The following is a 21,433-nucleotide window of genomic DNA, read 5'->3' on the forward strand; positions in this document are numbered from 1 at the left end:
GAATGTGCAGCGAGTAAAGAAAAAACTGCAAATACTTATTGAAAACTTTCAATGCGTTTAGATATTGGAAAACAAATGTCTTAGAAGAGGTGGAATCTATTGAAGAAAAGTCTAGCCCTCATTGTGGTGTGTTCAGCGTTATTCTCCTCAGCGTGTTCAGCGGAGCTCGTGGAAACCGGTGATTTGACCGATACAGCAGTAAAAAGTAAAGCGGTACAAGAAGTAGAGAACGAACAATTACCTTCGATTGAACCGGCCGTAGTGGAGGTAGAAAACCAAAAGTTCGACTTGTTTTCGTATTATTCATCATTTGACCATTACATAAAATTAGCCAAGAAAAATCCGGATTCACTTGAGGAGTCTTATGCTCAAACCGTTACAGAGCCGTTCCAAATGAACGCTTTTGGGGAAGTGAAGGGCAAAAAGTATGCAGATTACTGGTTTTTTACGCCACCTAAAGACATCATCCCGTTGCAGAGCGAACTTCAGGCCTTATCGGATTGGGAAGAGCCTCTAAATACAGCAATCGAGGAGGCCTTAAAGAAATCGGCGGAAATGTTGCCCGGCAGTGACAAGACCGTACATGTTTTTCCGGCTAATCCGGCATATACACATGGGAAGACCCAAGAACTAAATCCTCCAGGAGTCGCATTGGAGCAGGACGTCATTGCCCTATTTGTCACTTCAATTATTCTTGAAGAAGACTTGCAACACACCATTGCCCATGAATACTTTCACATGATCGATATGGAAAGAGGAACAGCGAAGAATTCAATTTCCTCAACCTTGCTGGAGGTTGCAGTGATGGAAGGAAAAGCTGAAGCGTTTGCGAAAATAATCTACCCTGAATTCAAACTGGATTGGATGGCCAATGCAGATGGAAAAATTACAGAACAAACTAAAACGCTGTTCTTAAAAGAAAAAGATTCTGCTGAAGTCGAAGTTTGGAATGATTTTTATTACGGAAATGCCACTACCAAAGTGCCGTCTTTTTCTACTCATATCATTGGGTATGACATTATGCAGAAATTTTTAAAGCAGCACCCTGATGTGCCGGTTGAGGAATGGCTTAAATTGACTGCTGAGGAGATTTTGGCAGGGAGTGGGTATGCGAAACCAGCATCGAACTAATCTAAATTCAAAATGAAAATAAATTCGGAAGAGAAGAAGCTCTAAATTGAGCTTCTTTTTTTCGAGAAAATAAATCATCACTGAAGATTGCTTTCTGAATTTTCCTTTCGGCTATTGCGTATTTTTGAAATGAAACTTATAGTAAAATTGGTATAGGTAATTTTTTGAAATATATAACAATTATAAAGGCTTAATTCCACGTAGGATAAAAGGTTTCAAGCAGCGATAAAAGAGCTAGCCGTTCAATGGTCAAGATACAAATGCAGTCCAAGAAGTTATGTAAAGATTTTTTGATATAAGAACGAAGTGAAGCTTAGGCTATTACTATTTGGGGAGAGTGGCGTGTTATGAAAGCGGTTCGTACTGTTTTGGAATATTTAGAGGAAAATGGCGTTAAGTATATCTTTGGAATACCAGCGGGCTCAGTCAATGCGTTTTATGACCAATTGTTAGATTTTCCTAACATCACGCCAATTGTCACAAAACACGAAGGGGCTGCCTCCTACATGGCGGCTTCCTACGCAAAATATTCCCAGCAACTGGGCGTATGCATCGGCAGCAGCGGACCTGGAGGCACCAACTTATTAACAGGCGCTGCCAATGCGATGCGCGAGCATTTGCCAATCCTGTTTCTCACTGGGGCCGTGCCAGTCAGTACGATGGGGCTCAATGCTTCCCAGGAACTTGATGCGCAGTCGCTTTTTCAGTCTGTCACGAAGTATAGTGTGACGGTTTTGGAATCGGAGAATTTATTAGGGGAAATTGCCAAAGCGACACAAATTGCCCTTTCCGGTGTCCCCGGTCCTGTCCATGTGGCGATGCCGATCGATGTGCAAATGGGACAGGTAAACCAATTGCCGATTCCGAAGCTGGAAATCGAAGGACACTCACCTACTGATCCAGAGCTAGTAAAGCAAGTAGCTGATCAATTGATGCAGAAGAAAAAGGGCTTCATCTTTGCGGGGCAAGGCGTGCGCAATTCGGTAGCCCAAGTAATAGAACTGGCTGAATTGCTCGATTGGCCAATCGTTGCGACACCTGTAGCGAAGGGGCTGTTCCGCGAAGACCATCCGCTTTTTTCAGGGGTCTTCGGTTTTGCTGGGAATGAGCATACGTCGTTGTTGGTGAACGAAGGAGATGCAGAGACGCTGCTTGTCTTGGGATCCAGTTTAGGGGAGACAGCGACCAGCAATTACAACCCGAATCTAGCAAAAAATCGCTTTGTGATTCAGGTCGATATAGATCCTACCGTTTTCAACCGAAAGTATCCCGTGGATATACCAGTCCATGGCGATATGTCAGACAGTTTAACCAAATTAATTGAAGAACTGAGCACGAGAGGCCTGACAAAACCGGGAAATGGGAAGAACGTTAAGCCGGATCCGGAAATCGATGCAGACGAGGAATTCAATACAAAAAACGTTTTGCTGAAGTTGCAAGAATTATTGCCGCCTTCCACACGCTATACGATTGATATCGGTGAATTCATGGCCTATGTAATTCACCACATGGAAGTGTTGGAGGAAGATACCTTTGACATCAACGTCCATTTTGGGGCGATGGGAAGCGGGTTAAGCGCGGCGATTGGCTCGAAACTGGCTGAACCTGATCGGCCGGTCGTTGCGCTTACGGGAGATGGTTGTTTCTTTATGCATGGCATGGAAATCTTAACGGCTAAAGAATACAATTTGCCTATTTTATTCGTGGTGATGAATAATGCGCGCCTAGGCATGGTCTACCAAGGACATACCTTGCAGTACAAACGCTCGCATCCTTCTTTCGAACAAGAGCCGGTCAATATTGCGGCAATGGCTGAAGCATTGAATATCCCGAATTTCCGCGTAGATGCTTTAGAAGACCTGTCTCAAAATGTAATGAACGCATTAACAGGCTTGAACGGCCCTGCCATTTTAGAAGTGGCTTTAGTCGATAACAACATTCCGCCGATGGGGGACAGAGTGAAGTTTCTTTCATCCTTTGGAAAATAGTTTCTTGGGTGCAGCTCGTTTTTCCCCATCATTGCAAATCAATAACAGCTATTTAGAGAAGGTACTGATTCTGAGTACCTTCTTTTTTATTGCTTACAGATGCCGCTGAATAGTTCAAAAAACAAAAGTGGCGAACTTTTCCCTATGGTTCCAGAAAAATGTAAGGTACAATTCAATTAACAAATTTTTCTATATTTTAACTGGATTGAATAATCGTTTTTTTAAATTTATGCAAAAAGTGAGGAGAATCACAGTGATCTTACATACAGAAGAAGTGGGAGCAGGAGAGCCTATTGTGTTCTTGCACACAGGTCTGCAGACAGGTTTGACTGACTTTGTATACCAAAGAGAATTCTTCAAAGAATATTTTCGGGTGATTCTGCCAGATTTGCGGGGGCATGGCAAATCCATCAATAATGATTTGGCCAATTTTTTTGAGGACGCTGCAAGGGATCTGTTTGATACATTAGAGAAAAAAGAAATGGACTCTGTACATATTGTTGGTGCTTCATTGGGAGCGTTGGTGGGTTTATTTTTTGCCAAGAGATTTCCCGGAAAAGTCAAAAGCTTAACACTATCCGGTATAACTCCAGGAAAGCCAGAGAATTGGAGCCAGATGCACAAGGAAGATGTAGAAGTTCAAACTCAACTCCTTCAAAATGACGAAGCCGTTAGTTACTTCGATCAATTGCACGCAGCCGCCTGGAAGCAGTTTCTTTATATGGCACGGAACGACGAGTGGTATCCATTCGAAGAAACAAAAGATTTAGCTGGAATCCATTCACCTATCTTGCTTATTGCAGGCGAAGGGAATCCGAATGAGACAACAGGGGCGCTGTCCTACCGTTCCATGCATCATAATGTTCATGTTGCTATTATTCCTTTTGCCTCTCACTTGGTTCATATTGAACAACCTAAACTATATAGCGAAGTATTGAACTTGTTTCTTAAGGACATTTCGTAAAGTCAGACGGAATGGATGACTTGCACGGGAGGGGAGATAGGAGTTATGACAAAAATCGTGAGCAAGGATAATCAAGAAAACGTCTATTTATTTATCTTGCTTTTTGTTCTATCAGTTATTACGCTTCGAAAAATCAAAACAATCGAGCACAAAAGAAAAGAAGTGACATCAGCTCTGATGGAGCCCTATGATCCCAATATTTTATGAGAATGAAAATCGTTTGGCGTTGAATAATCTGTCTAGGGGAATCACACCGGATTAAAAATTACCCGTACGAGAACTTGAATATTAGTGCTGAGGGTGAAGATATAATGAATAGGTGGAAAGCGGAAGAAGTGGTTTTTGAGACGATGCATGAAGCAGATGTATGGGCTAATTCCATAGCTAATGAAATGTACGGTAGACTTTATGACGGCTACAGTACTCCCGACTATAAAATAGCTTGTGCGTTGGCTTTTAGATTAGCGGCTATTGAGAACTGCAGGGTTTATACCGAGGACGAAGGAGATAGCTATAAGGTATATGCGATATTTGATTCTCCAGATTCATAAATCTACTAAATAGATCTCTCAATAGGGATGGAAGACTAAAAAATCGAGAGGGTAAGGGAGGGGTTCTTTGAAAAGCTTCAAAACGATAATTCTTGGCATTTGTGTCGTGTTCATCTTGGCTGCTTGCGATCAGGCCGTTTGGTACGATACGCGGGAAGAGGCAATTGAAAAGGGTCTGCGAGAGGAAGGCATCAGTGCATCGTCCCCTATGTCCGTTGAAGAATACGATGACGAAACAATCGTGTCGTATGTACAGGACAATTCTCTAGGTGTAGCAAGTATCACAGAAAGTGAAAAGGGTTATAGTTGGTACCGAAGCGCTCCCTACCACGGATTTGAAGTCACGGGCGACTTGCCATATACGACAGGGAGTTTCACGTTTGAAACAGAAGCTGGAGTAGAAGTTTCTGTGATATACGGAGAAATTTTTGATCCCACAATGCAAGTTAATGAGGTAGCAAGCCGTGAAGGATTGGATGAAGTGACACTGCTTGGTGAGTCCAATCTCTTTTACACTTTTCTCGAATAAGCTTTGCAGACAAATATTTTAGGGGGAAGTTGATGATACCTGTTTTGAAAGTAGTAAGTATTATTCTCTTGTTTTCACCCGCCGTTTTGATCTACACAGAAACGACGAGTATACTAGTTGCCGTAATTCCATTCGTTATAGGCGCCTTGCTTTACACTTATGTTCAAAGCAAAAAACGTACCCAGCATCGTCCAAGTTAATTAGCAGGAATCATTAAACCAACTTATCTTAAGTTGGTTTTTTATTTGTGAAGAGAATTTTCTAAGTAACTAGCAGGATTTAGAGCGATGGCGTGGCAAAGATCCAATCGCGGGAGAGCTTTTATGTTTTATTAACTTTATGTAACTTTTGCTAAATAACGTTGACGCTAAAGACTACCTTCTGTAAGGTTGGATAAGGAAGAAGAAAAAACTGTAAATTATAATAATTGAGTCTCAATAATTTACAGAAGAAGACCAAAAAAGTCAGTAGTTCAGAAGGCAAGGTTTTTAAAAAAAGGGAGGACAACAATACAATGCACAATAGCTTATGGAACAAATCAGCTAAGGCGCTGCTATCAGTCGGGTTGGTGGCGAGTCTTTGGGTACCGGCTTCGCAAACAACGGCACAAGCCGCTGCCCCGGCAAGCGATCTATTTATTTCGGAATACATTGAAGGCAGCAGCTTGAATAAGGCGATCGAAATTTATAATGGGACAGGTGCTTCAATCGACTTGAGTCCTTATTCAGTGGCCTTGTATGCAAACGGCAGCACATCCATACAAAGTGAAATGGCGCTGTCCGGTAATGTAGCAAGCGGGGATACAATCGTTCTTTATAATAGTGGGGCAGATGCTGCGATTCTGGAACAAGGAGATTTGCAAAATAATGGTGTCATCAACTTTAATGGCGACGACGCATTGGTATTGGAAAAAGATGGCCTCCCAATCGATTCAATCGGCCAAGTGGGCACGCGCATTGAAAACACAAAAGACGTTACGCTGGTCCGCAATCCAGAGATCCAATCTGGCGACAGCGTAGTAGATGACGCATTCGACCCTTCGGCTGAATGGACGGCATACCCTGCTGATACATTTGAGCATTTAGGGAGCCACACGATGAATGGAGCTGGTGAAACGCCAGTTCCTGAGCCTGAATTGCAGCCGATGGAGCCCAAAAAGAATTTGCGCTACGAAAACTTGAAAAAGAAAAAATTGACGGTTGGCCAACATAGTGTATCCTTGACCTTGGATGGCAAGACATCCATCACGGATGGGGTCTATATGAAAGGGAAATACGGAGAATTCCATGGTACAGGCTTTGAGGATGTGAAGGTAGTGCTAAGCCCTGCCCGCACAGAATCGGTCTTTGATTTTAACGGAATTGAGGTAAAGCACGTGTTAGTGGATGGCGAGAAGGTTTCTGAGATCAGGGGAGCTGAAAATATCCAAAAAATCGAGTTTATCGATGGAGCGGATTATGAAGCGATTCGCTTCTACAATTCGGGCGGCGAGCCGATCTCTTCTCCTCATTTGCCGAAAGAAAACAAGGCACCCATAGCAACGAAAGTATTTGCGGGGGAACAAGTATGGGCAGGAGACCGCTTACAATATGACTTGACTGAATACTTCTCGGATCCTGAAGGACAGAGCTTGTCATTTTCATCTACGAAAGGAACTATTACCGGCTCGGACTTGACGCTCGACTTGCCGGAAGGCTCACACATAGTCGGTGTGACAGCAAGCGATGGCAATCAAAGCGTCACCCAGTCATTTTCAGTGACGGTGTCTGCAGAAGCGCCAGCACCAGACGAATACTATGACACAGCCGATGGTTTGCAAGGTGACGCATTGAAAGCAGAGCTTCATGAAATCATCGATGACCACACACAGCTCAGTTATTCACAAGTATGGGATGCATTGAAAATTACGGATGAAGACCCGAACAATTCAAACAATGTGCTGTTATTGTATACGGGCGAGTCGCGTTCGAAATCCTTGAATGGCGGCAATGTCGGTGACTGGAACCGCGAGCATACGTGGGCGAAGTCTCATGGCGGTTTCGGTACAGCAAGAGGCGCGGGGACGGATATCCACCATTTGCGTCCAACCGATGTGCAAGTGAATGGGCTGCGCGGCAATTTGGACTTTAACTACGGCGGCAGTACGGTAAGCGGCTGTGACGGCTGCTTGCGCACATCCACTTCGTGGGAGCCGCCGAATGAAGTCAAAGGCGACGTCGCCCGCATGCTATTCTATATGGCGGTCCGTTATGAATCAGGTGACGGCGTGGACTTGGAATTGAATGACCTGGTGAATAATGGTTCAATGCCTTACCACGGTAAGATTTCCGTGTTGCTCGAATGGCATGAGCAAGATCCTGTCAGCGCTTGGGAAGAGCAGCGCAACGAGAAAATTGAAGATATTCAAGGGAACCGCAACCCGTTTGTCGACCATCCAGAATGGGCGGAATCGATCTGGTAGGTAGTTGTTGACTGGGTATTTGATAAGCAAAACGTGAAAATGGCGTATGGATATGACTAACTATGCTAGCCAGGATATTTGTAGATAGTTCAATATTTACTTCCAAAGGGGAAAAGCGGTGCTAAGCCACGCTTTTCTCCTTTTGCCTATCTACGTGTCCAATAGATGGAATCATTTTAGTTATACTAAGTTGAGGGAGAAGGGGTGGTGAACATGTTTACTACACGGGGAGCTAAAATTTTAGATGGGACCCCCAATTACTTGGTGATGGAAGAGATAGGGGAAATCGAGTCTGCAAAACACTTTGAAGAAGTTTTAAATGAATTGAAGAAATACGTTATAGAAAAGGATATTCAATCAGTTTCGATCATACTTAACGAACAGCAAGCCGCAGATGCTTCGTATATAGAGTTGCTTGAAAAATTCAGTTTTCAAATACAAGATACTCAATTTTTCTATAGGCGACAACTGTCTGCTTTAGAAGATATGGAGATAAAAGCGCCGCTTTCGGTTAAATCATTGGAAGAAATCACGGATGCTGTATTCTTGAAAACATGGATGGACGCCAGCGCTGGTTCGCTCAATGCTTCCGCTCCTTTCACCTCGCTGTCTGCGCAAAAAGAGTTTGAAGGGATGCAATCGGAACTTGGCGCGGGTTATCAAAAAAGCTGCCTCGTCATTTTTTATGGAGACCAAGCGATAGGCGTGACTATGCCCCAAATCGAACAGGGAATTGTCGATGAAGGGAGATTGTTTTATTTCGGGCTCATACCCGCTTTTCGAGGCCTGGGATGGGGCGCATACCTTCATAAATTATCCCTGCAGCTCCTTAAACAAATGGGTGCCGAGTATTACATTGGCGCAACCGGCCAACACAATATCCCGATGCAGCGAATATTTGAAGCGAATGCTTGTGAACTGATCGAAAGAAAGTTTATTTATCGATTGAAGGATGGCGTTAAGTGAATAAGGTCATCGGTCATGAGCCTTAAGTGATGGGAGGTCAATATGCTAGTGAATACGGAACGATTAGTGATTAGGCCATTTCAAGGGGAGAACATACAGGACGTTTTTGCAATTTACAGTGACAAAGAGGTTTGTCAGTATTTATTGCATGAGGAATGGCATGTCGGGAATATGGAAGAAAAATTCAATAAAAAGCTAGTAAACCGTTCACTTACACCAAACACCATGATCAGTTTAGCGGTTGTTCTGGATGAACAGGTCATTGGCGATCTGTCGGCTTGGTATACGGATATGAAAGACACTGTAGAAATTGGATATAGTTTTTCTTCTGCGTCTGGCGGAAAGGGCTATGCGACAGAAGCGGTGGGAAGCTTGGTGGCCCACTTATTTAATGACTATCATGTGCACCGAATCCAAGCGACGCTTGATGCCAGAAATACTGCTTCCCAAAAGTTATGCGAACGCATAGGGATGAGAAAAGAAGCGCATTTTATACAAGATTATTGGAATAAAAATGAATGGACGGACAGCATCGTTTACGGAATGTTGGATCACGAATTGAACAAAATATAAGGCTGGCCATATGAAAGACTATCGAAACGATTTACACAAAAATCCTCGCAATTCCTTTTACAAGGACGCGGGGATTTTTGATCTTTGCAGAAAACCAGTTATTCTTTTGCGCTTTTATATTCCAGAAGTACGGGGATGATGTTCAATAAAATCGAGATGACCGTCAATACCCACAGCGCAGATGACATAATCGGCACCACGTCCGATAATGCAGACCAATCTTCTGCACGAACCCAATCAGCGACCATGCTGTAATCAGCCGCAAGGGTCAGAGCGGTAAACGACAGTCCCATCGCCATCGCTAATTTATAATTCTTGCCTATTGCATACAGATAAAGATTTACGCAGGTGGCTGCGATTGCGATCAGCCCGAATAAGAACCACATAGTTTTGCCTCCAATTTTACTGGGAATTAGTATTAATAGAGACAAGGTAAGGTTCCCATTAGTTTCCTAAAGACTCTTGGATATTTACGGGAAACTTCAAAAGATTCGCTTAGCAGATTATTAATTTACTGAAAATGCCGATTTTTGAAACTTTATGTAGCTGTAAACGTACTATAAGGCAAAGGAAATGAGTAATAGCCGAAATGAAAGGGGATGGTTTTATGCATTGGATGATGTGGATCTTCTGGGGGTTTTTTGGAGCGTTATTTATTGGCAGTTATGTGGTGGACAAGTTGACCAAAAGGAAATACAGCTTAGATAAAAAAGCAAATACTGCAAACCAGGATTCTGCTGCTGCGGATGCGAGCCGGCAAGCTGGGCGCAACAACCATGAAAGCGGCATGTTTTAACAGAATGGCTGGCCTTGTTTCTTTAGTCAAGCAGGTGTAATTTCCGGATGAACGGGTACAGTATAGAAAATGTACGACAAGGAGGAATTGCTGTATGGCTAGAAAAGGAACGGCAGGCCGCACACCTGAAAAGCAAGTCGGGGCTCATGAGTCTGCAATCGATAAAGCGATCAATAAAACAAAAGAAGCTTTGGACGGAGATAATGAAGCAACGAATTACAGCGAAGAAAAAGGCAGAGACGAGCAGGAAGATGCGAAAGAGTATTCGAAACACGTCTCAAAAGAAGATGAACGCGATTTACCGGAACAACAGAAATAAAAAAATGGAGCTTGAGGAGATTCCCTCAAGCTCCATTTTTGTTTAGGACGGGTTGGTCGACCATAATCCAGCGCTTTTAACAAAGACGCGCGGATGAAGTTTCAAGCTGGCGACGATCAAGTCGGCCAGGTCTTCCGGGTGCATAACTTTTTCAGCATCGCCGGTGATCAGGTTGGATTCGTGGGCAAGGTCCGTGACAACTGTGCTCGGCGTCATCGCCGTGACACGGATGTTGTGTTTGCGTACTTCAAGCGCGAGCGATTCGGTCAAGCCCATGACAGCGAATTTTGAAGAGCTATACGCGCTTGTGACCGGTGCGCCTTTTTGTCCGGCAGTGGATGAGATATTGATGATATCGCCTGAACTCTGCTCGATCATGCCTGGAAGTACGGCACGTGTTGCGTTATAGACGCCCATCAAATTGACGTCGACGATATTTTTCCATTCTTCCGGTGACAATTCCAAAAAGCCGCCGAATTTCCCGGTGCCTGCGTTGTTGATCAGGATATCGATATCGCCAAGTTCGTTTTTTAGTTTCTCGATCGCTTGTTCAATCGCAGCGAGATCCGTCACGTCGGCAGAAGCAGTTGCCACTTTGACATTCGCATCTTGCAGTTCGACGGATACTTTGTCGAGGTTTTCCTGTTTCAAGCCGATTAAGCCGACATTGACGCCTTCATTGGCAAGGGCGATCGCTGTCGCACGGCCAATGCCGCGTCCTCCGCCCGTGATGATGGCTGTTTTCCCTTTAATTGATTGCATCGTAACACTCCTTAAATTCAGGTACGCTAAAGCCGTCCCGTAATTAAATACTTTCCTATTATCTTTGATTTGGGAGGGAAATGCATGTGAGGCGTCTTGAGTAGATGATTTTCCAGTTACTGCGAAAAATCGTATTTGCTGTGTATTGATATCAGCGAGATATTGAAGTGTTTGGAGAAGCGTCCGCTCGTAACCTCTTCTGCTCAATAATGCTGCGCATTACTTTCGCAAAGATAATATCTCCCGCAGGTCGACCTTATCTTTCCAGTGGTAAAGCGAGACGACCGAGACCCCGCAGTGAATGAATGGGCGAAGCAACGCTGAGCACATTCATTTGCGACGCTTGAGCGTAGCGAAAGTAGAGCAAACCGAGGAGGCTTGGGTGCGAGCCCACGGAAAGCGAGCGGTAAGCTTCGGAAAATACGTTTAAGTATTGAGTAAAAATAAAAACAGCCCGGAAAATCCCGGGCTGTTCGTGTGTTCAATATTTATAGGATTGGCCGCCGTCGATTGGGATGACGGAAGCGTTGATGAATTTCGCTGCATCGGATAATAAGAAAGCGACGAGATTGCCGACTTCTTCCGGCTTGCCGAAACGCTTCATCGGATTGACGCTGACAAATTCCTTGCCGGCAGCTTCCCAGTCATCGCCAGCCATTTGCTTCAAGGAGCCTTCGACCATTGGGGTCATGATGGCGCCGGGTGCGATGGCGTTGATGCTGATGCCATATTCTCCGTATTCGATGCCGGAGTTGCGCGTCAAGCCGACAACGCCGTGCTTGCTTGCCGCATAGCCGGATTGGTTGCCGACGCCGCGGATGCCGCCGACCGATGCCGTGTTGACGATCGAGCCGTAGCCTTGTTCTTTCATCACTTTCAAGACATGCTTCATGCCGAAGAACACGCCGTTCAGGTTAACGCTGACGACTTTTTCGAATTCATCGGAGCCGTATTCTTCCGTCAAGTTCTGCTTGCCTTCGATGCCGGCGTTATTGAAGAAACCATCAATTTTGCCGAAAGTGTCGAGTGTAAATTGGACGTAATTTTTCACTTGTTCTTCATCGGTGACGTTGGCTTCAACGGTTTCGATGGAAGCGCCTTGGAAATCTGCCAGAATTTCATTTTTGCTCGCTTCTAGGGATTCTTTGTTCATGTCGACAAGGACGAGCTTGCCGCCTTGAGCTGCGATTGAATTTGCAGCGGCGCGGCCAAGGCCGGATCCCCCGCCAGTAATGATAATGACTTTGTTTTGGTAATTAATCATGGAAATATCTCTCCTTTTCATGGGTATGCTAAACTGAAAATACGCTACTCTTTTACTGTAAGCCTTTGCAAAACAGCTCTCAATCAGTAAAATTTCCAGATGTGTTGAGTAATTCGACACATCCTTGATAAATGTCGAGTTTAAGGGGGATGGGCGATGAAAAACAAGAAAGAGAAATTGTCTCCGCAGGCAGAACGGACCAAACATCACCTGGCGGAAGCGTATATTGAATTGATCAATGAAAAAGGATACAGCCATGTATCAGTGACAGATATTGTCCAACGAGCACAGTATAACCGGGCGACTTTCTATTTGTATTATCTCGACAAGCCCGATCTCACTGAAGAGTTACTCGAAGAAATGTTCCAGCAGATCAAACGGACCAGCACTGAACGCTACGAGAAGGGAGCGGATATTCTCACTTCGGCCATGAATGCGGACTCTTTCGAGCTGATCAGTTTCGTGTATGATAATCGCTCTTTTTTTAATTTGTATTTAGTGGAAGATACCATTCCCGGCCTTCACGGAGAATTGCCGCAAGCGATTTTTGAGATGCTCAATGAAGGATTTACATTCGAAGGGATCGCAAGCGGCGATATTAATTCCAAGCCATTCAAACTGTATATGGCGCACGGCACTGCAGGCCTCATTTTGGAATGGGCCAAGACAGGCTATGAGAAATCCCCGAAAGAAATGACCGATACCTTGATCAGTATTGTGCGGTCTTTTGCCTCAGCATTCCGCGTGAATTAAAAAATCCAGCCTTCCCAAATGTGGGGGCTGGATTTTACTTTGGCGTGAATGTAGATTAGACGCCTGAACTCTTCAGGAAGCTTAGGAGTTCATTATTGAAACGCTCTGGCTCATCGGCATTGATGCCGTGTCCGCTGTCTTTAAACGGCACGAGTACAGAGTTCGGGATTTCCTTGTCCAGGATTTCGCCAAGTTCATAAGGGCAGATCTGGTCTTTTTTGCCGTGGAAAATGGCTGTCGGAACTGTAATGGATGACAGCTCGCCACGCAAGTCTTCGTCGCGCAGGGCAACGGCTGAGTTCAACGTGGAATGCGCGCCGGCCTCAAGTGCCAGCGACTGGAACCAATCCAGGAATTGCGGTGAATGTTTTTGTTCGAAAAACAGGTCCGCAAATTCCGCAAGAAACGCCGGGCGGTCTTTTTCGATTTGCGCGATGATATCGTCCACTTCTTCAGGCTTCATGCCAACGTTGAAATCGTCACGCTGCGTGAAGATCGGAGCTGCAGCACCCATCAAAAGGAGTTTGGCGACTTTGTCCTGGCCGAATTTCGTCAAATAGCGAATCGCAATCGGGCCGCCCATCGAAAAGCCGCCGAGCACGAATTGATCAAGGCGAAGCTCATTGACTACTGCCTCGAGGTCTTTTGCCATTGTGTCGTAATCATATCCTGACCATGGCTTATCAGATTTTCCATAGCCGCGCATATCGACGCCGATATAACGGAAGCCGTTTTTCGCAAGCAAGCTCGTCTGGTATTCAAACGCTTTGTTGTTCAATGGCCAGCCGTGAAGAAATACCACCGGCTGTCCTGAACCGATATCTTCGACGTGAATTTTTACGTTTTCTTCAACTTGAATATAATGTCCCACTAAAGTTCCTCCTAAAATTTTGATTAACTACTCCCTTCTATTTCCTTTTTAAAAGTTTCTGTAAACTTAAATAAAGAAAAAATCCTTAATTAAAATATCTTTAGTTCAAAAGAGGCGTGGTTTTAACCATCTATCTGCCAGACTTCTTCATCAAGTGAAGCAGTCGGGCAGGGGAAGCGCACGGGGCATCGGCTTTGCCTGCGCGAAAGCACTCGCAAAACGCGGGGCTTCGATTGTCCTAACGGATATTCTGGATTGCGGAGAAGCGAAGCAAGAACTCGAAACAGAGTTTCCTGGCATTCGCGTGTTGGCGCTGCAAGTGGACGTCCGCGACAGGGCGCAAGTCGCACGGGCGATTCACGAAACGGTAGAGGAATTTGGCGGCATCGATATTGTCGTCAATAACGCTGGTACCGTTTCGCGCTTGAGCTTGAAAGATATGACGGACGATGATTGGGTCCGCGATATTGACACGAACTTGCGCGGCACGTTCTTGTTCACGCAAGCAGCCATCTATCCGCATATGGTCAACCAAGAGAGAGGGCGCATCATCAACATCAGCTCGATTTCCGGCATGATAGGCGGCGCCATTTCCTACGGGGAAGACGGCGAACGGCAAGGGCGTTCAGGGCCTGCCTATGCTGCGTCAAAAGGCTGCATCATCGCCTTCACGAAATGGGTCGCAAAAGAAGTCGGCGAGTTCGGCATCACGGTCAATAGCGTCGCGCCAGGGCCGGTTGAGACCGCCATCACCAAAGGCGTCAATTATCCGCTCGAGCTTCAATCGATCAAGCGTCCTGGGCAGCCTGAAGATATTGGCGAAGCGGTCGCCTATTGGGCATCACCGGCTGCAAGCTATGTCACGGGCGAAGTGTTGAAAGTATGCAGCGGGGCAGGAATCGGCGCATAAGAAAAAGGTTCCAAGGGAGTTGTCCCTTGGAACCTTTTTGTATCATTTCGTGCTGGTAAATCCGCCGTCGATGCGGATGACGTCGCCGTTGATGTATTGCGCTTTTGATGTCAGCAAGAACGCCACGAGTTCTGCGACTTCGTCTGCAGTGCCGAGGCGTTTTTGCGGAATGCCTTCTTCTGCGCTTTGTTTCATTTTCGGGTTGGCATCGAAATAGGCTTTGACCATCGGTGTTTCGGTCGGGCCTGGTGCAACGGCATTGACGCGCAAGCCGTCTTTGGCATATTCAGCGACCAGCGATTTGGTCATGCCGACGATGCCGTGCTTGGTGGCAGAATAGGTAACGACCGTATCCTGCCCAATGACACCAGCGCTCGATGCGGTATTGACGATCGACCCGCCGCCGTTTTTGACCATCACTTCCGCGACGTAGCGGAGGCCATAGAGTGCCCCGAGCATATTGATGCCGACAATCTGCTCGATTTCTTCTATATCCGTTTCGAGGAACTGTTTGCCGCTTCCGGAAATTCCGGCGTTATTGAAGAAATAATCGATTGAACCGAAATGCTCGACCGTTTTGTCGACGTAGTTTTTCACTTCTTGTGCTTTTGATACATCTGCACGGATAAAGATAGCGTCCGGACCGAGTGCTTTCACTTTCTCGACCGTCTCATTGCCACCTTTTTCACTGATGTCGACGACCGCGATATTGATGCCTTCCTGTGCCAAGCGCAGTGCAGAGGATTGCCCGAGCCCGCTGCCGCCTCCTGTAATGATTGCCGTTTTTGCCATGTAGAATCTCCTCCTTAAGCTAATTGCTTCTGTCATTTGTTTACCCGCAACAAGGGCTAAATAATCAATTCGGGGGACAGGGAGTTACCAGGAAGAGTCATTGGCTCTTAGAGATTAAATGATGCAAGCCTTCATATATTTCCACAATTTCGGCCTGTTTCATGCGCACCAGTCCGCTTGAGGAAGGGGCGACGTATTCGATGACTCCCGGAATGACCGGATCCGGCTGTTTGCCCCAGTGCGTTGATTTCTTGCCGCTGAACTGAAGGTAGACACCTTTGCCGACAAAACAAACCGCTTTTGGCCGGTAGCGTTCAATTTTTCGTTTCAATTGTTCGGCGCCTTCTTTGTATTCTTCCTTTGTGATATCGGCCGCCGCTTTGGTCGGGCGGGCGACGATATTGGTCAAACCATAGCCGAGTTCCAGCAAATCGTGGTTTTCCTCGGGAGCATATTTTCTGGGCGTCAGCCCGGATTCAAAAAGGATTTTCCAAAAGCGGTTGTTTGGGTTGGCGTAATGATAGCCGGTTTCACTTGAGCGGATGCTTGGATTGAATCCGACGAACAGGATGTCGAGATGGTCTTTCAAATGATCGGGTATGGGTGTAAGTTCCAAGAGAAAGCTCCTTTCACATAAATACAGTTGCAGAGTATTAGCGTATCAAAAAAATGTAATATATTCTGCGCTGAACCATCGTATAATAGAAGAAAATGGCAATGATTAATTGATCTTGCTAAAAGGAGCTGCGCGATGCAGGAATTTTCGTACGAGTTGACAGAACAGCAATTTGTTGATTTTAACCTTTATCATGCTAAACATTCCGAAGCGGTTAAGCGTTCATTGACGATCCAGCGCTTTGTCATTCCAGTTATTTATTTGATGATGCCGTTTGTGATGGGGCCGATTTTTGATTGGTCGGTGTGGGGGCTGATGGTTCCCTTTATCCTATTCGCGGCTTTGTGGATCGTCTTCTTTCCGCCCTATTTCTACTGGAATATTAAACGCATGAGCCGGAAAATGGTCAATGAAGGGAAAAACGAAGGCTTGCTTGGTGTCCATGAACTGTTCATTGATTCACAGGGAATCCGGGAAGTAACGAAAAATGGAGAGACACATGTGCGCTGGTCAGGAATCGAAAAGTATGGGGAGGATGCGGACAATGTGTATGTATATAATAGCGCCATGTCTGCATTGATCATACCGAAAAAGGCAGTGCCTGAGCTGGAGTCATTGCTCAAGTTATTGGCTGAAAAAGTTCCGGCAAGCGCTTGAAATTGAATGGATCAAAAAACCGAACCGCGCTTGGCGGTTCGGTTTTTCTATTCGATCGTATGCTCAATTTCCGCTGGATAATTCGTGCCTTCTGTCGGCGTCATCCACACTTCAAGCGTGTAGGTGCCAGGTTCAAGATTGGCTTCGGGAACTTGGATCTCGTATTGGAGCTCCTCGCCTTGGCGCAGGATTTCCTCGCCGAGCGCCTGGGTATACATGCTGACAGACGACATGCGGAACACTTCGTTGCCTTGTTCATCGGTCAATGTGAAATCATAGCGCTGCCCGCTCGTGAAGTTGAAAGTCACTGCTTCCTGCGTGTCGTTTTTGACGGTATAGCGGTAAGTCCCGTTGTCTGTCTCTTCAATAGTCGATGTTACTTCACCTTCGATGATCTCACCCCCTGACTCCGGATCTTCCGGCATAGTATCGCTTTCGGTGCCGCATGCTGCGAGTATGAAAGCGGCCATAAATATTATTAGCCAACCGATTGCGTTTTTTTGCCTCATCGGGTTCGCCCCCTTTTTTGTCTATAGAGTAGACCGCAAGAGGACCTAAAAAGTTACAAAAACGAGTACTTTGTCCTGTTCATGTGCCCGCTTGCTGCCCTATACTAGCACTATACCCTGAAGGAGGGCGTTGTAATGCCCGGATTATTCAATGATTTCCGTGAAGCACTGGCCGCAAAGATGAAATGCCTCGGCATGAGTACATTCACAGTCGCTAAATACATGGCAATGGGATTGGTTCCGTTGTATATTCTTTATTTGATTATGAATTAACCAGTGTATCGGAGGCTCTGAAAAGAGTTTTTTTTAATTCCCAATTATTGGTATATTGACTATATTTTCAGAATATTATAATATTGAAGAACTACCGATCAGGCAGAAGGGGAGATTCATGAGCAAACAAAGGAGGAATGGGAATGAACATTACCACATCATTGACGATGAATGCGACGCGCCAGCCCAATTTACCCGCATTGAATTTTGAAGGGAAGTCCTATACGTATCAGGAATTGAACGCGGAAGTGAATCGCTTGGCGAATGGCTTGGTGCGGGAAGGGATCTCCAAAGGCGATAAAGTGGCCTTGTTCATGAAGAATTCGGATGCTTATGTGATTGCATTTTTTGCTGCATTGAAAGCAGGCGGCGTCGTGGTTCCGGTCAATTACCGGCTCAACGCCGAAGAAGCTGGCTATCTAGTCGGCCAGTCGAATGCGGTCTATGTGTTTTGCGATAACGAATTTGAAAGCTTAGTGGCGGAAGCGAAGGAATTGGATGATCTGCTGCATCAGGTGATCGTCTATCCCGAAGCAAAAGAACAAGCGCATCTCAGTTGGGACGAAGCACTGGACGATGACCGCTCGGAGCCGAAAGTCGAGATCTTGCCGGAAGACGATGCAGAAATCCTTTATACTTCGGGGACGACCGGCCCGCCTAAGGGAGCGCTTTTTGACCATCAGCGCATCGTCAATGTCAGCACTTCGTTCATTCTCGGAACGGGAGTCAACCATGATGACCGCTTACTTCATGCGGCGCCGTTTTTCCATCCTTCCCAACTTAATCTATTTCTCGTGACCGGGGTCATGCTCGGCATCCCGCAAACCATTCTCCGTGAATTCGCTACCAGAGATGTAGTGGACGCAATCCACCAGGACGGCTGCACGGTGTTTTTCGGTTTGCCGGATATGTATCATGCGTTAATGGAGGCGCCTGAGAGCGAAAATTATAATCTGGGCACCATCCGGAAATGCATGTACGGGACCGACCCGATGCCGAATGGCCTTGTCGCGCGGGCCATGGAATTCTTCGGCCACGAACAATTTTACAATTTATGCTTCCTCACTGAAGGGGGGCCGGGAGGTGTCTATTTGCTGCCAAGCGAGCATGCCCATAAAGAGGGAGCCGGCGGCAAGTCGATGTATATGACCCATGTCCGTGTGGTCGATGAGGAAATGAACGACGTTAAGCCGGGCCAAGTCGGCGAATTCATCATGCGCGGCGAGACGATCATGAAGTCGTATTACAATATGCCAGAAGAAACCGAAGAAGCGTTCAGGGAGGGCTGGCTGTTGACCGGGGATCTCGCGACAATCGATGAAGACGGCTACATTACGCTTGTCGACCGCAAATCCGACCGCATCATTTCTGCTGGGAATAATATTTATTCCATCGAGATCGAGCAAGTGTTGAATCGTCATCCGCAAGTCCAGGAAGCGGCGACCGTCGGCATTCCGGAAGAGGAATGGGGCGAAATCGTTGGTGTCGTTATCGTCCCGAAAGACGGGTCGCCGATCGACGAAGTAGCACTCTCCGAATACTTGCTCGAGCATTTGCCGCAGCATAAAGCGCCGAAAAAATTCCGGTTCGCGGACGAATTGCCACGCAATGCTTCAGGCAAGATTCTGAAATACCAATTGCGCGAACTGCATATCAGCGAATATACATGGTTCCGCCATACGTTTATCGAACGCTGAAAAATGGCGCCCTGATGCTCCGGGGCGCCATTTCTCTGTGTTATGATGGAACAGGATTTGAATAGAACATGGCAGGAGGATTTTTCATATGGACAATAACGATATTTTGATCCGGCTGCGCTATGCGCTGGATTTGAAAAATAGCGATGTAAAAGAAATTTTCGCACTCGGCGGCGAGAAAGTGGATGCCGTCGATGTGCCATCGATTTTAACGAAAACGCCGGAACCCGACGATGAAGGGGCAGAAGCCAATATCCCGTTGGCAAACGACCAATTGGAGCGCTTCTTGAACGGGCTGATCACCTTCAACCGCGGACCCAAACCCGGCGACTCCGGCCCGCCCGAAGTAAGCGGTGAGCACGTCAACAACCTGGTCTTGAAAAAGCTTCGCATCGCGCTGGAATTGACGAGTGAAGACTTGCTTGATTTATGGAAGCTGGCCGGGATCAACGTTTCCAAAGGGGAACTCGGTGCCTTTCTCCGGAAAGAAGGCCATAAAAATTATAAGGAACTGGGCGACCAGCTCATGCGCAATCTTCTCAAAGGCATCACGCTTAATTATCGCCCATAACGAAAAGCCGCAGCATCCCAAATCGGGTGGGTAGTGCACCCCAAAAGTTAGAGTTCAAATCTAACTTTTGGGGTGTTTTTATATGGCGAAATATAGCGAAGAATTTAAGTTGAAGCTAGTGAAGGAATACGCAGAAGGAAAGTTGGGGTATAGACGCTTAGCCCACAAATACGGCTTGCCAGATCCCTCTCCGATTATGCGCTGGGTTCGGGCGTATCAGGAGTTTGGCCTTAAAGCCTTGCGGAGAAAGCAGACAAAACAAGTGTATTCTGTTCAATTCAAAGTGGATGTATTACACTTTATGGAATACACAGGTGCTTCTTACCAAGACGCAGCGATCCATTTCAAGATGAACAATCCTTCACTCATTGTGAATTGGAACCGTCGAGTTCTGGAGAAAGGGGTAAAAGGCCTGGAAGCACGAGCGAAAGGACGGCCCTCCATGTCAAAAAGACCAAAACCGATCAAGAACGAAAAGCCCCTGTCTCGGGAAGCGCAATTGGAACGGGAGAATGAGCTCCTTCGTTTGGAAGTGGCGTATTTAAAAAAGTTAAAAGCTTTCCAGGAGAATCCGGATGCCTTCCTCGAAAAGCACAAGCAGCGCTGGCGTTCGAACTCCACGAAGAAGGATTCCGATTAACGGATGTGTTAAACATCGTCGATCTTCCAGATGCGACCTACCATTACCATCGCCAGCGATTCGATTGCGAAGACCCGGACCGGGAGTGGAAAACAGTGATCCGGATGCTCTTCGAGAAGCACCAAGGCCGTTACGGATACCGACGGATTCATCTGGAATTGCGAGCACAGGGATACGACATCAATCATAAGAAAGTCCAGCGTCTCATGCGAGACTTGGGATTGAACTGCGTGAAGTTCATCCGGAAATCCCGCTACAAGTCGTATAAGGGGAAAGTCGGAACCCTCGCTAAAAACCGGATGAACCGCAGGTTTTTCACACCGTATGCCCTGCAAAAACTGACAACAGATGTCACCGAGTTCAAATGTACGGGCGAACAAAAACTTTATTTAAGTCCAGTGATGGATCTCTATAACGGCGAAGTCATTGGGTTCAGTATGGCCAAACGACCGACGCTGGAATTCGTGATGGAATCACTTAACCAAGCCCTGCCAGTGATTCAGGAACAAGCGGTTTACCGGACCACCCTCCATTCCGATCAAGGGTGGCATTACCAGCACTTTGCCTGGGTGAAAGCGTTGAAAAAACAACGCATCTTCCAGAGCATGTCCCGAAAAGGGACCTGTGCCGACAATGCGGCCATGGAAAATTTCTTTGGTCTCCTAAAGCAAGAGATGTATTACGGAGAAACGTTGGTTTCGTATGAAGAGTTAAAACAGCGGATTGAACACTATATCGATTACTACAACAATGAACGCCTTAAACAAAAATTGGCCGGCATGAGCCCGGTGAAATACCGAGCTCATGCCAGCCAATTAGCTGCATGAACTAAACTTTAAC

Annotated in this window: 26 protein-coding genes and 1 pseudogene; 20 read left to right on the forward strand and 7 right to left on the reverse strand. The window is 46.2% G+C overall.

All coding sequences use genetic code 11. The annotated features are described in order from the left end of the window. Positions 1-183 precede the first annotated feature (183 nt). The 10 genes and pseudogenes from G3255_RS04500 (at position 184) to G3255_RS04545 (ending at position 9,163) form a co-directional block, all read left to right on the forward strand. The gene (locus G3255_RS04500) at positions 184-1,131 is read left to right on the forward strand and encodes a DUF2268 domain-containing putative Zn-dependent protease (RefSeq protein WP_211653480.1); all 948 of its coding nucleotides are present in this window, start codon (positions 184-186) and stop codon (positions 1,129-1,131) included. Positions 1,132-1,478: 347 nt separating this feature from the next. Beyond that, complete coding sequence (locus tag G3255_RS04505) at positions 1,479-3,119, forward strand: thiamine pyrophosphate-binding protein (RefSeq protein WP_211653481.1); 1,641 nt, start codon at positions 1,479-1,481, stop codon at positions 3,117-3,119. Positions 3,120-3,372: 253 nt separating this feature from the next. Next, positions 3,373-4,083, forward strand: a complete 711-nt coding sequence (locus tag G3255_RS04510) for an alpha/beta fold hydrolase (protein ID WP_211653482.1) — start codon at positions 3,373-3,375, stop codon at positions 4,081-4,083. A gap of 45 nt (positions 4,084-4,128) precedes the next feature. Then, a complete protein-coding gene (locus G3255_RS04515; protein WP_211653483.1) occupies positions 4,129-4,290 on the forward strand; it encodes a hypothetical protein in 162 nt (53 codons plus the stop codon). Positions 4,291-4,394: 104 nt separating this feature from the next. Continuing rightward, complete coding sequence (locus G3255_RS04520; RefSeq protein ID WP_211653484.1) at positions 4,395-4,634, forward strand: hypothetical protein; 240 nt, start codon at positions 4,395-4,397, stop codon at positions 4,632-4,634. A 67-nt stretch (positions 4,635-4,701) separates the two neighbouring features. Further along, positions 4,702-5,163, forward strand: coding sequence for a hypothetical protein (locus tag G3255_RS04525; protein ID WP_211653485.1), 462 nt, complete (start codon positions 4,702-4,704; stop codon positions 5,161-5,163). 514 nt (positions 5,164-5,677) lie between these two features. Further along, positions 5,678-6,097, forward strand: a pseudogene (locus G3255_RS20045) (lamin tail domain-containing protein); the annotation flags it as partial. 327 nt (positions 6,098-6,424) lie between these two features. Continuing rightward, the gene (locus G3255_RS20290) at positions 6,425-7,624 is read left to right on the forward strand and encodes an endonuclease (RefSeq protein WP_349291461.1); all 1,200 of its coding nucleotides are present in this window, start codon (positions 6,425-6,427) and stop codon (positions 7,622-7,624) included. A 213-nt stretch (positions 7,625-7,837) separates the two neighbouring features. Continuing rightward, positions 7,838-8,590, forward strand: a complete 753-nt coding sequence (locus G3255_RS04540; protein ID WP_211653486.1) for a GNAT family N-acetyltransferase — start codon at positions 7,838-7,840, stop codon at positions 8,588-8,590. Between the two features lie 42 nt (positions 8,591-8,632). Beyond that, positions 8,633-9,163 carry a GNAT family N-acetyltransferase gene (locus G3255_RS04545; protein ID WP_211653487.1) on the forward strand — a complete coding sequence of 177 codons (531 nt, stop codon included), beginning with the start codon at positions 8,633-8,635 and terminating at the stop codon, positions 9,161-9,163. A gap of 98 nt (positions 9,164-9,261) precedes the next feature. Here G3255_RS04545 and G3255_RS04550 read toward each other — a convergent pair whose 3' ends face one another. Beyond that, a complete protein-coding gene (locus G3255_RS04550; RefSeq protein WP_211653488.1) occupies positions 9,262-9,549 on the reverse strand; it encodes a hypothetical protein in 288 nt (95 codons plus the stop codon). A 221-nt stretch (positions 9,550-9,770) separates the two neighbouring features. Between G3255_RS04550 and G3255_RS04555 the strand changes: the two genes are divergently transcribed. Both G3255_RS04555 and G3255_RS04560 read left to right on the forward strand, forming a co-directional pair. Then, positions 9,771-9,959 (forward strand): hypothetical protein, encoded by a 189-nt coding sequence (locus G3255_RS04555; protein ID WP_211653489.1) that lies wholly within the window; start codon positions 9,771-9,773, stop codon positions 9,957-9,959. Between the two features lie 94 nt (positions 9,960-10,053). Next, on the forward strand, positions 10,054-10,278 hold the full coding sequence (locus G3255_RS04560) for a hypothetical protein (protein ID WP_211653490.1): 225 nt from the start codon (positions 10,054-10,056) through the stop codon (positions 10,276-10,278). A 42-nt stretch (positions 10,279-10,320) separates the two neighbouring features. On the opposite strand, the gene G3255_RS04565 is transcribed toward G3255_RS04560, so the two are convergent. Together G3255_RS04565 and G3255_RS04570 are read right to left on the reverse strand one after the other, a co-directional pair. Continuing rightward, entirely contained in the window at positions 10,321-11,040 is a 720-nt protein-coding gene (locus G3255_RS04565) for a 3-ketoacyl-ACP reductase (protein ID WP_211653491.1), read from the reverse strand. A gap of 481 nt (positions 11,041-11,521) precedes the next feature. Beyond that, positions 11,522-12,304, reverse strand: a complete 783-nt coding sequence (locus tag G3255_RS04570; protein WP_211653492.1) for a glucose 1-dehydrogenase — start codon at positions 12,302-12,304, stop codon at positions 11,522-11,524. Positions 12,305-12,460: 156 nt separating this feature from the next. Here G3255_RS04570 and G3255_RS04575 point away from each other — a divergent pair, with 156 nt between their 5' ends. After that, a complete protein-coding gene (locus G3255_RS04575) occupies positions 12,461-13,057 on the forward strand; it encodes a TetR/AcrR family transcriptional regulator (protein ID WP_211653493.1) in 597 nt (198 codons plus the stop codon). 55 nt (positions 13,058-13,112) lie between these two features. Here G3255_RS04575 and G3255_RS04580 read toward each other — a convergent pair whose 3' ends face one another. Continuing rightward, positions 13,113-13,928, reverse strand: coding sequence for an alpha/beta fold hydrolase (locus tag G3255_RS04580; RefSeq protein WP_211653494.1), 816 nt, complete (start codon positions 13,926-13,928; stop codon positions 13,113-13,115). 154 nt (positions 13,929-14,082) lie between these two features. On the opposite strand from G3255_RS04580, the gene G3255_RS04585 reads away from it, so the two are divergent. Then, the gene (locus G3255_RS04585) at positions 14,083-14,838 is read left to right on the forward strand and encodes an SDR family NAD(P)-dependent oxidoreductase (protein WP_211653495.1); all 756 of its coding nucleotides are present in this window, start codon (positions 14,083-14,085) and stop codon (positions 14,836-14,838) included. 42 nt (positions 14,839-14,880) lie between these two features. Here G3255_RS04585 and G3255_RS04590 read toward each other — a convergent pair whose 3' ends face one another. Then, complete coding sequence (locus G3255_RS04590) at positions 14,881-15,630, reverse strand: SDR family NAD(P)-dependent oxidoreductase (RefSeq protein WP_211653496.1); 750 nt, start codon at positions 15,628-15,630, stop codon at positions 14,881-14,883. Between the two features lie 97 nt (positions 15,631-15,727). Continuing rightward, entirely contained in the window at positions 15,728-16,246 is a 519-nt protein-coding gene (gene mug / locus G3255_RS04595; protein WP_211653497.1) for a G/U mismatch-specific DNA glycosylase, read from the reverse strand. A 135-nt stretch (positions 16,247-16,381) separates the two neighbouring features. Between mug and G3255_RS04600 the strand changes: the two genes are divergently transcribed. Continuing rightward, complete coding sequence (locus G3255_RS04600) at positions 16,382-16,903, forward strand: YcxB family protein (protein ID WP_211653498.1); 522 nt, start codon at positions 16,382-16,384, stop codon at positions 16,901-16,903. Between the two features lie 47 nt (positions 16,904-16,950). On the opposite strand, the gene G3255_RS04605 is transcribed toward G3255_RS04600, so the two are convergent. Continuing rightward, the gene (locus G3255_RS04605; protein ID WP_211653499.1) at positions 16,951-17,412 is read right to left on the reverse strand and encodes a BsuPI-related putative proteinase inhibitor; all 462 of its coding nucleotides are present in this window, start codon (positions 17,410-17,412) and stop codon (positions 16,951-16,953) included. 135 nt (positions 17,413-17,547) lie between these two features. Here G3255_RS04605 and G3255_RS04610 point away from each other — a divergent pair, with 135 nt between their 5' ends. The 5 genes from G3255_RS04610 (at position 17,548) to G3255_RS04630 (ending at position 21,420) form a co-directional block, all read left to right on the forward strand. After that, positions 17,548-17,685 carry a hypothetical protein gene (locus G3255_RS04610; protein ID WP_211653500.1) on the forward strand — a complete coding sequence of 46 codons (138 nt, stop codon included), beginning with the start codon at positions 17,548-17,550 and terminating at the stop codon, positions 17,683-17,685. A gap of 143 nt (positions 17,686-17,828) precedes the next feature. Next, a complete protein-coding gene (locus tag G3255_RS04615; RefSeq protein WP_211653501.1) occupies positions 17,829-19,382 on the forward strand; it encodes a class I adenylate-forming enzyme family protein in 1,554 nt (517 codons plus the stop codon). Between the two features lie 88 nt (positions 19,383-19,470). Then, a complete protein-coding gene (locus tag G3255_RS04620) occupies positions 19,471-19,953 on the forward strand; it encodes a YehS family protein (RefSeq protein ID WP_211653502.1) in 483 nt (160 codons plus the stop codon). 82 nt (positions 19,954-20,035) lie between these two features. Beyond that, entirely contained in the window at positions 20,036-20,593 is a 558-nt protein-coding gene (locus G3255_RS04625) for a helix-turn-helix domain-containing protein (RefSeq protein WP_211653503.1), read from the forward strand. Further along, positions 20,557-21,420 (forward strand): IS3 family transposase, encoded by an 864-nt coding sequence (locus G3255_RS04630; protein WP_211655764.1) that lies wholly within the window; start codon positions 20,557-20,559, stop codon positions 21,418-21,420. Before G3255_RS04625 ends, G3255_RS04630 begins: the two co-directional genes overlap by 37 nt. Positions 21,421-21,433 lie beyond the last annotated feature (13 nt).

The organism is Planococcus sp. MSAK28401, from assembly GCF_018283455.1.
Lineage (GTDB): Bacteria > Bacillota > Bacilli > Bacillales_A > Planococcaceae > Planococcus > Planococcus alpniumensis.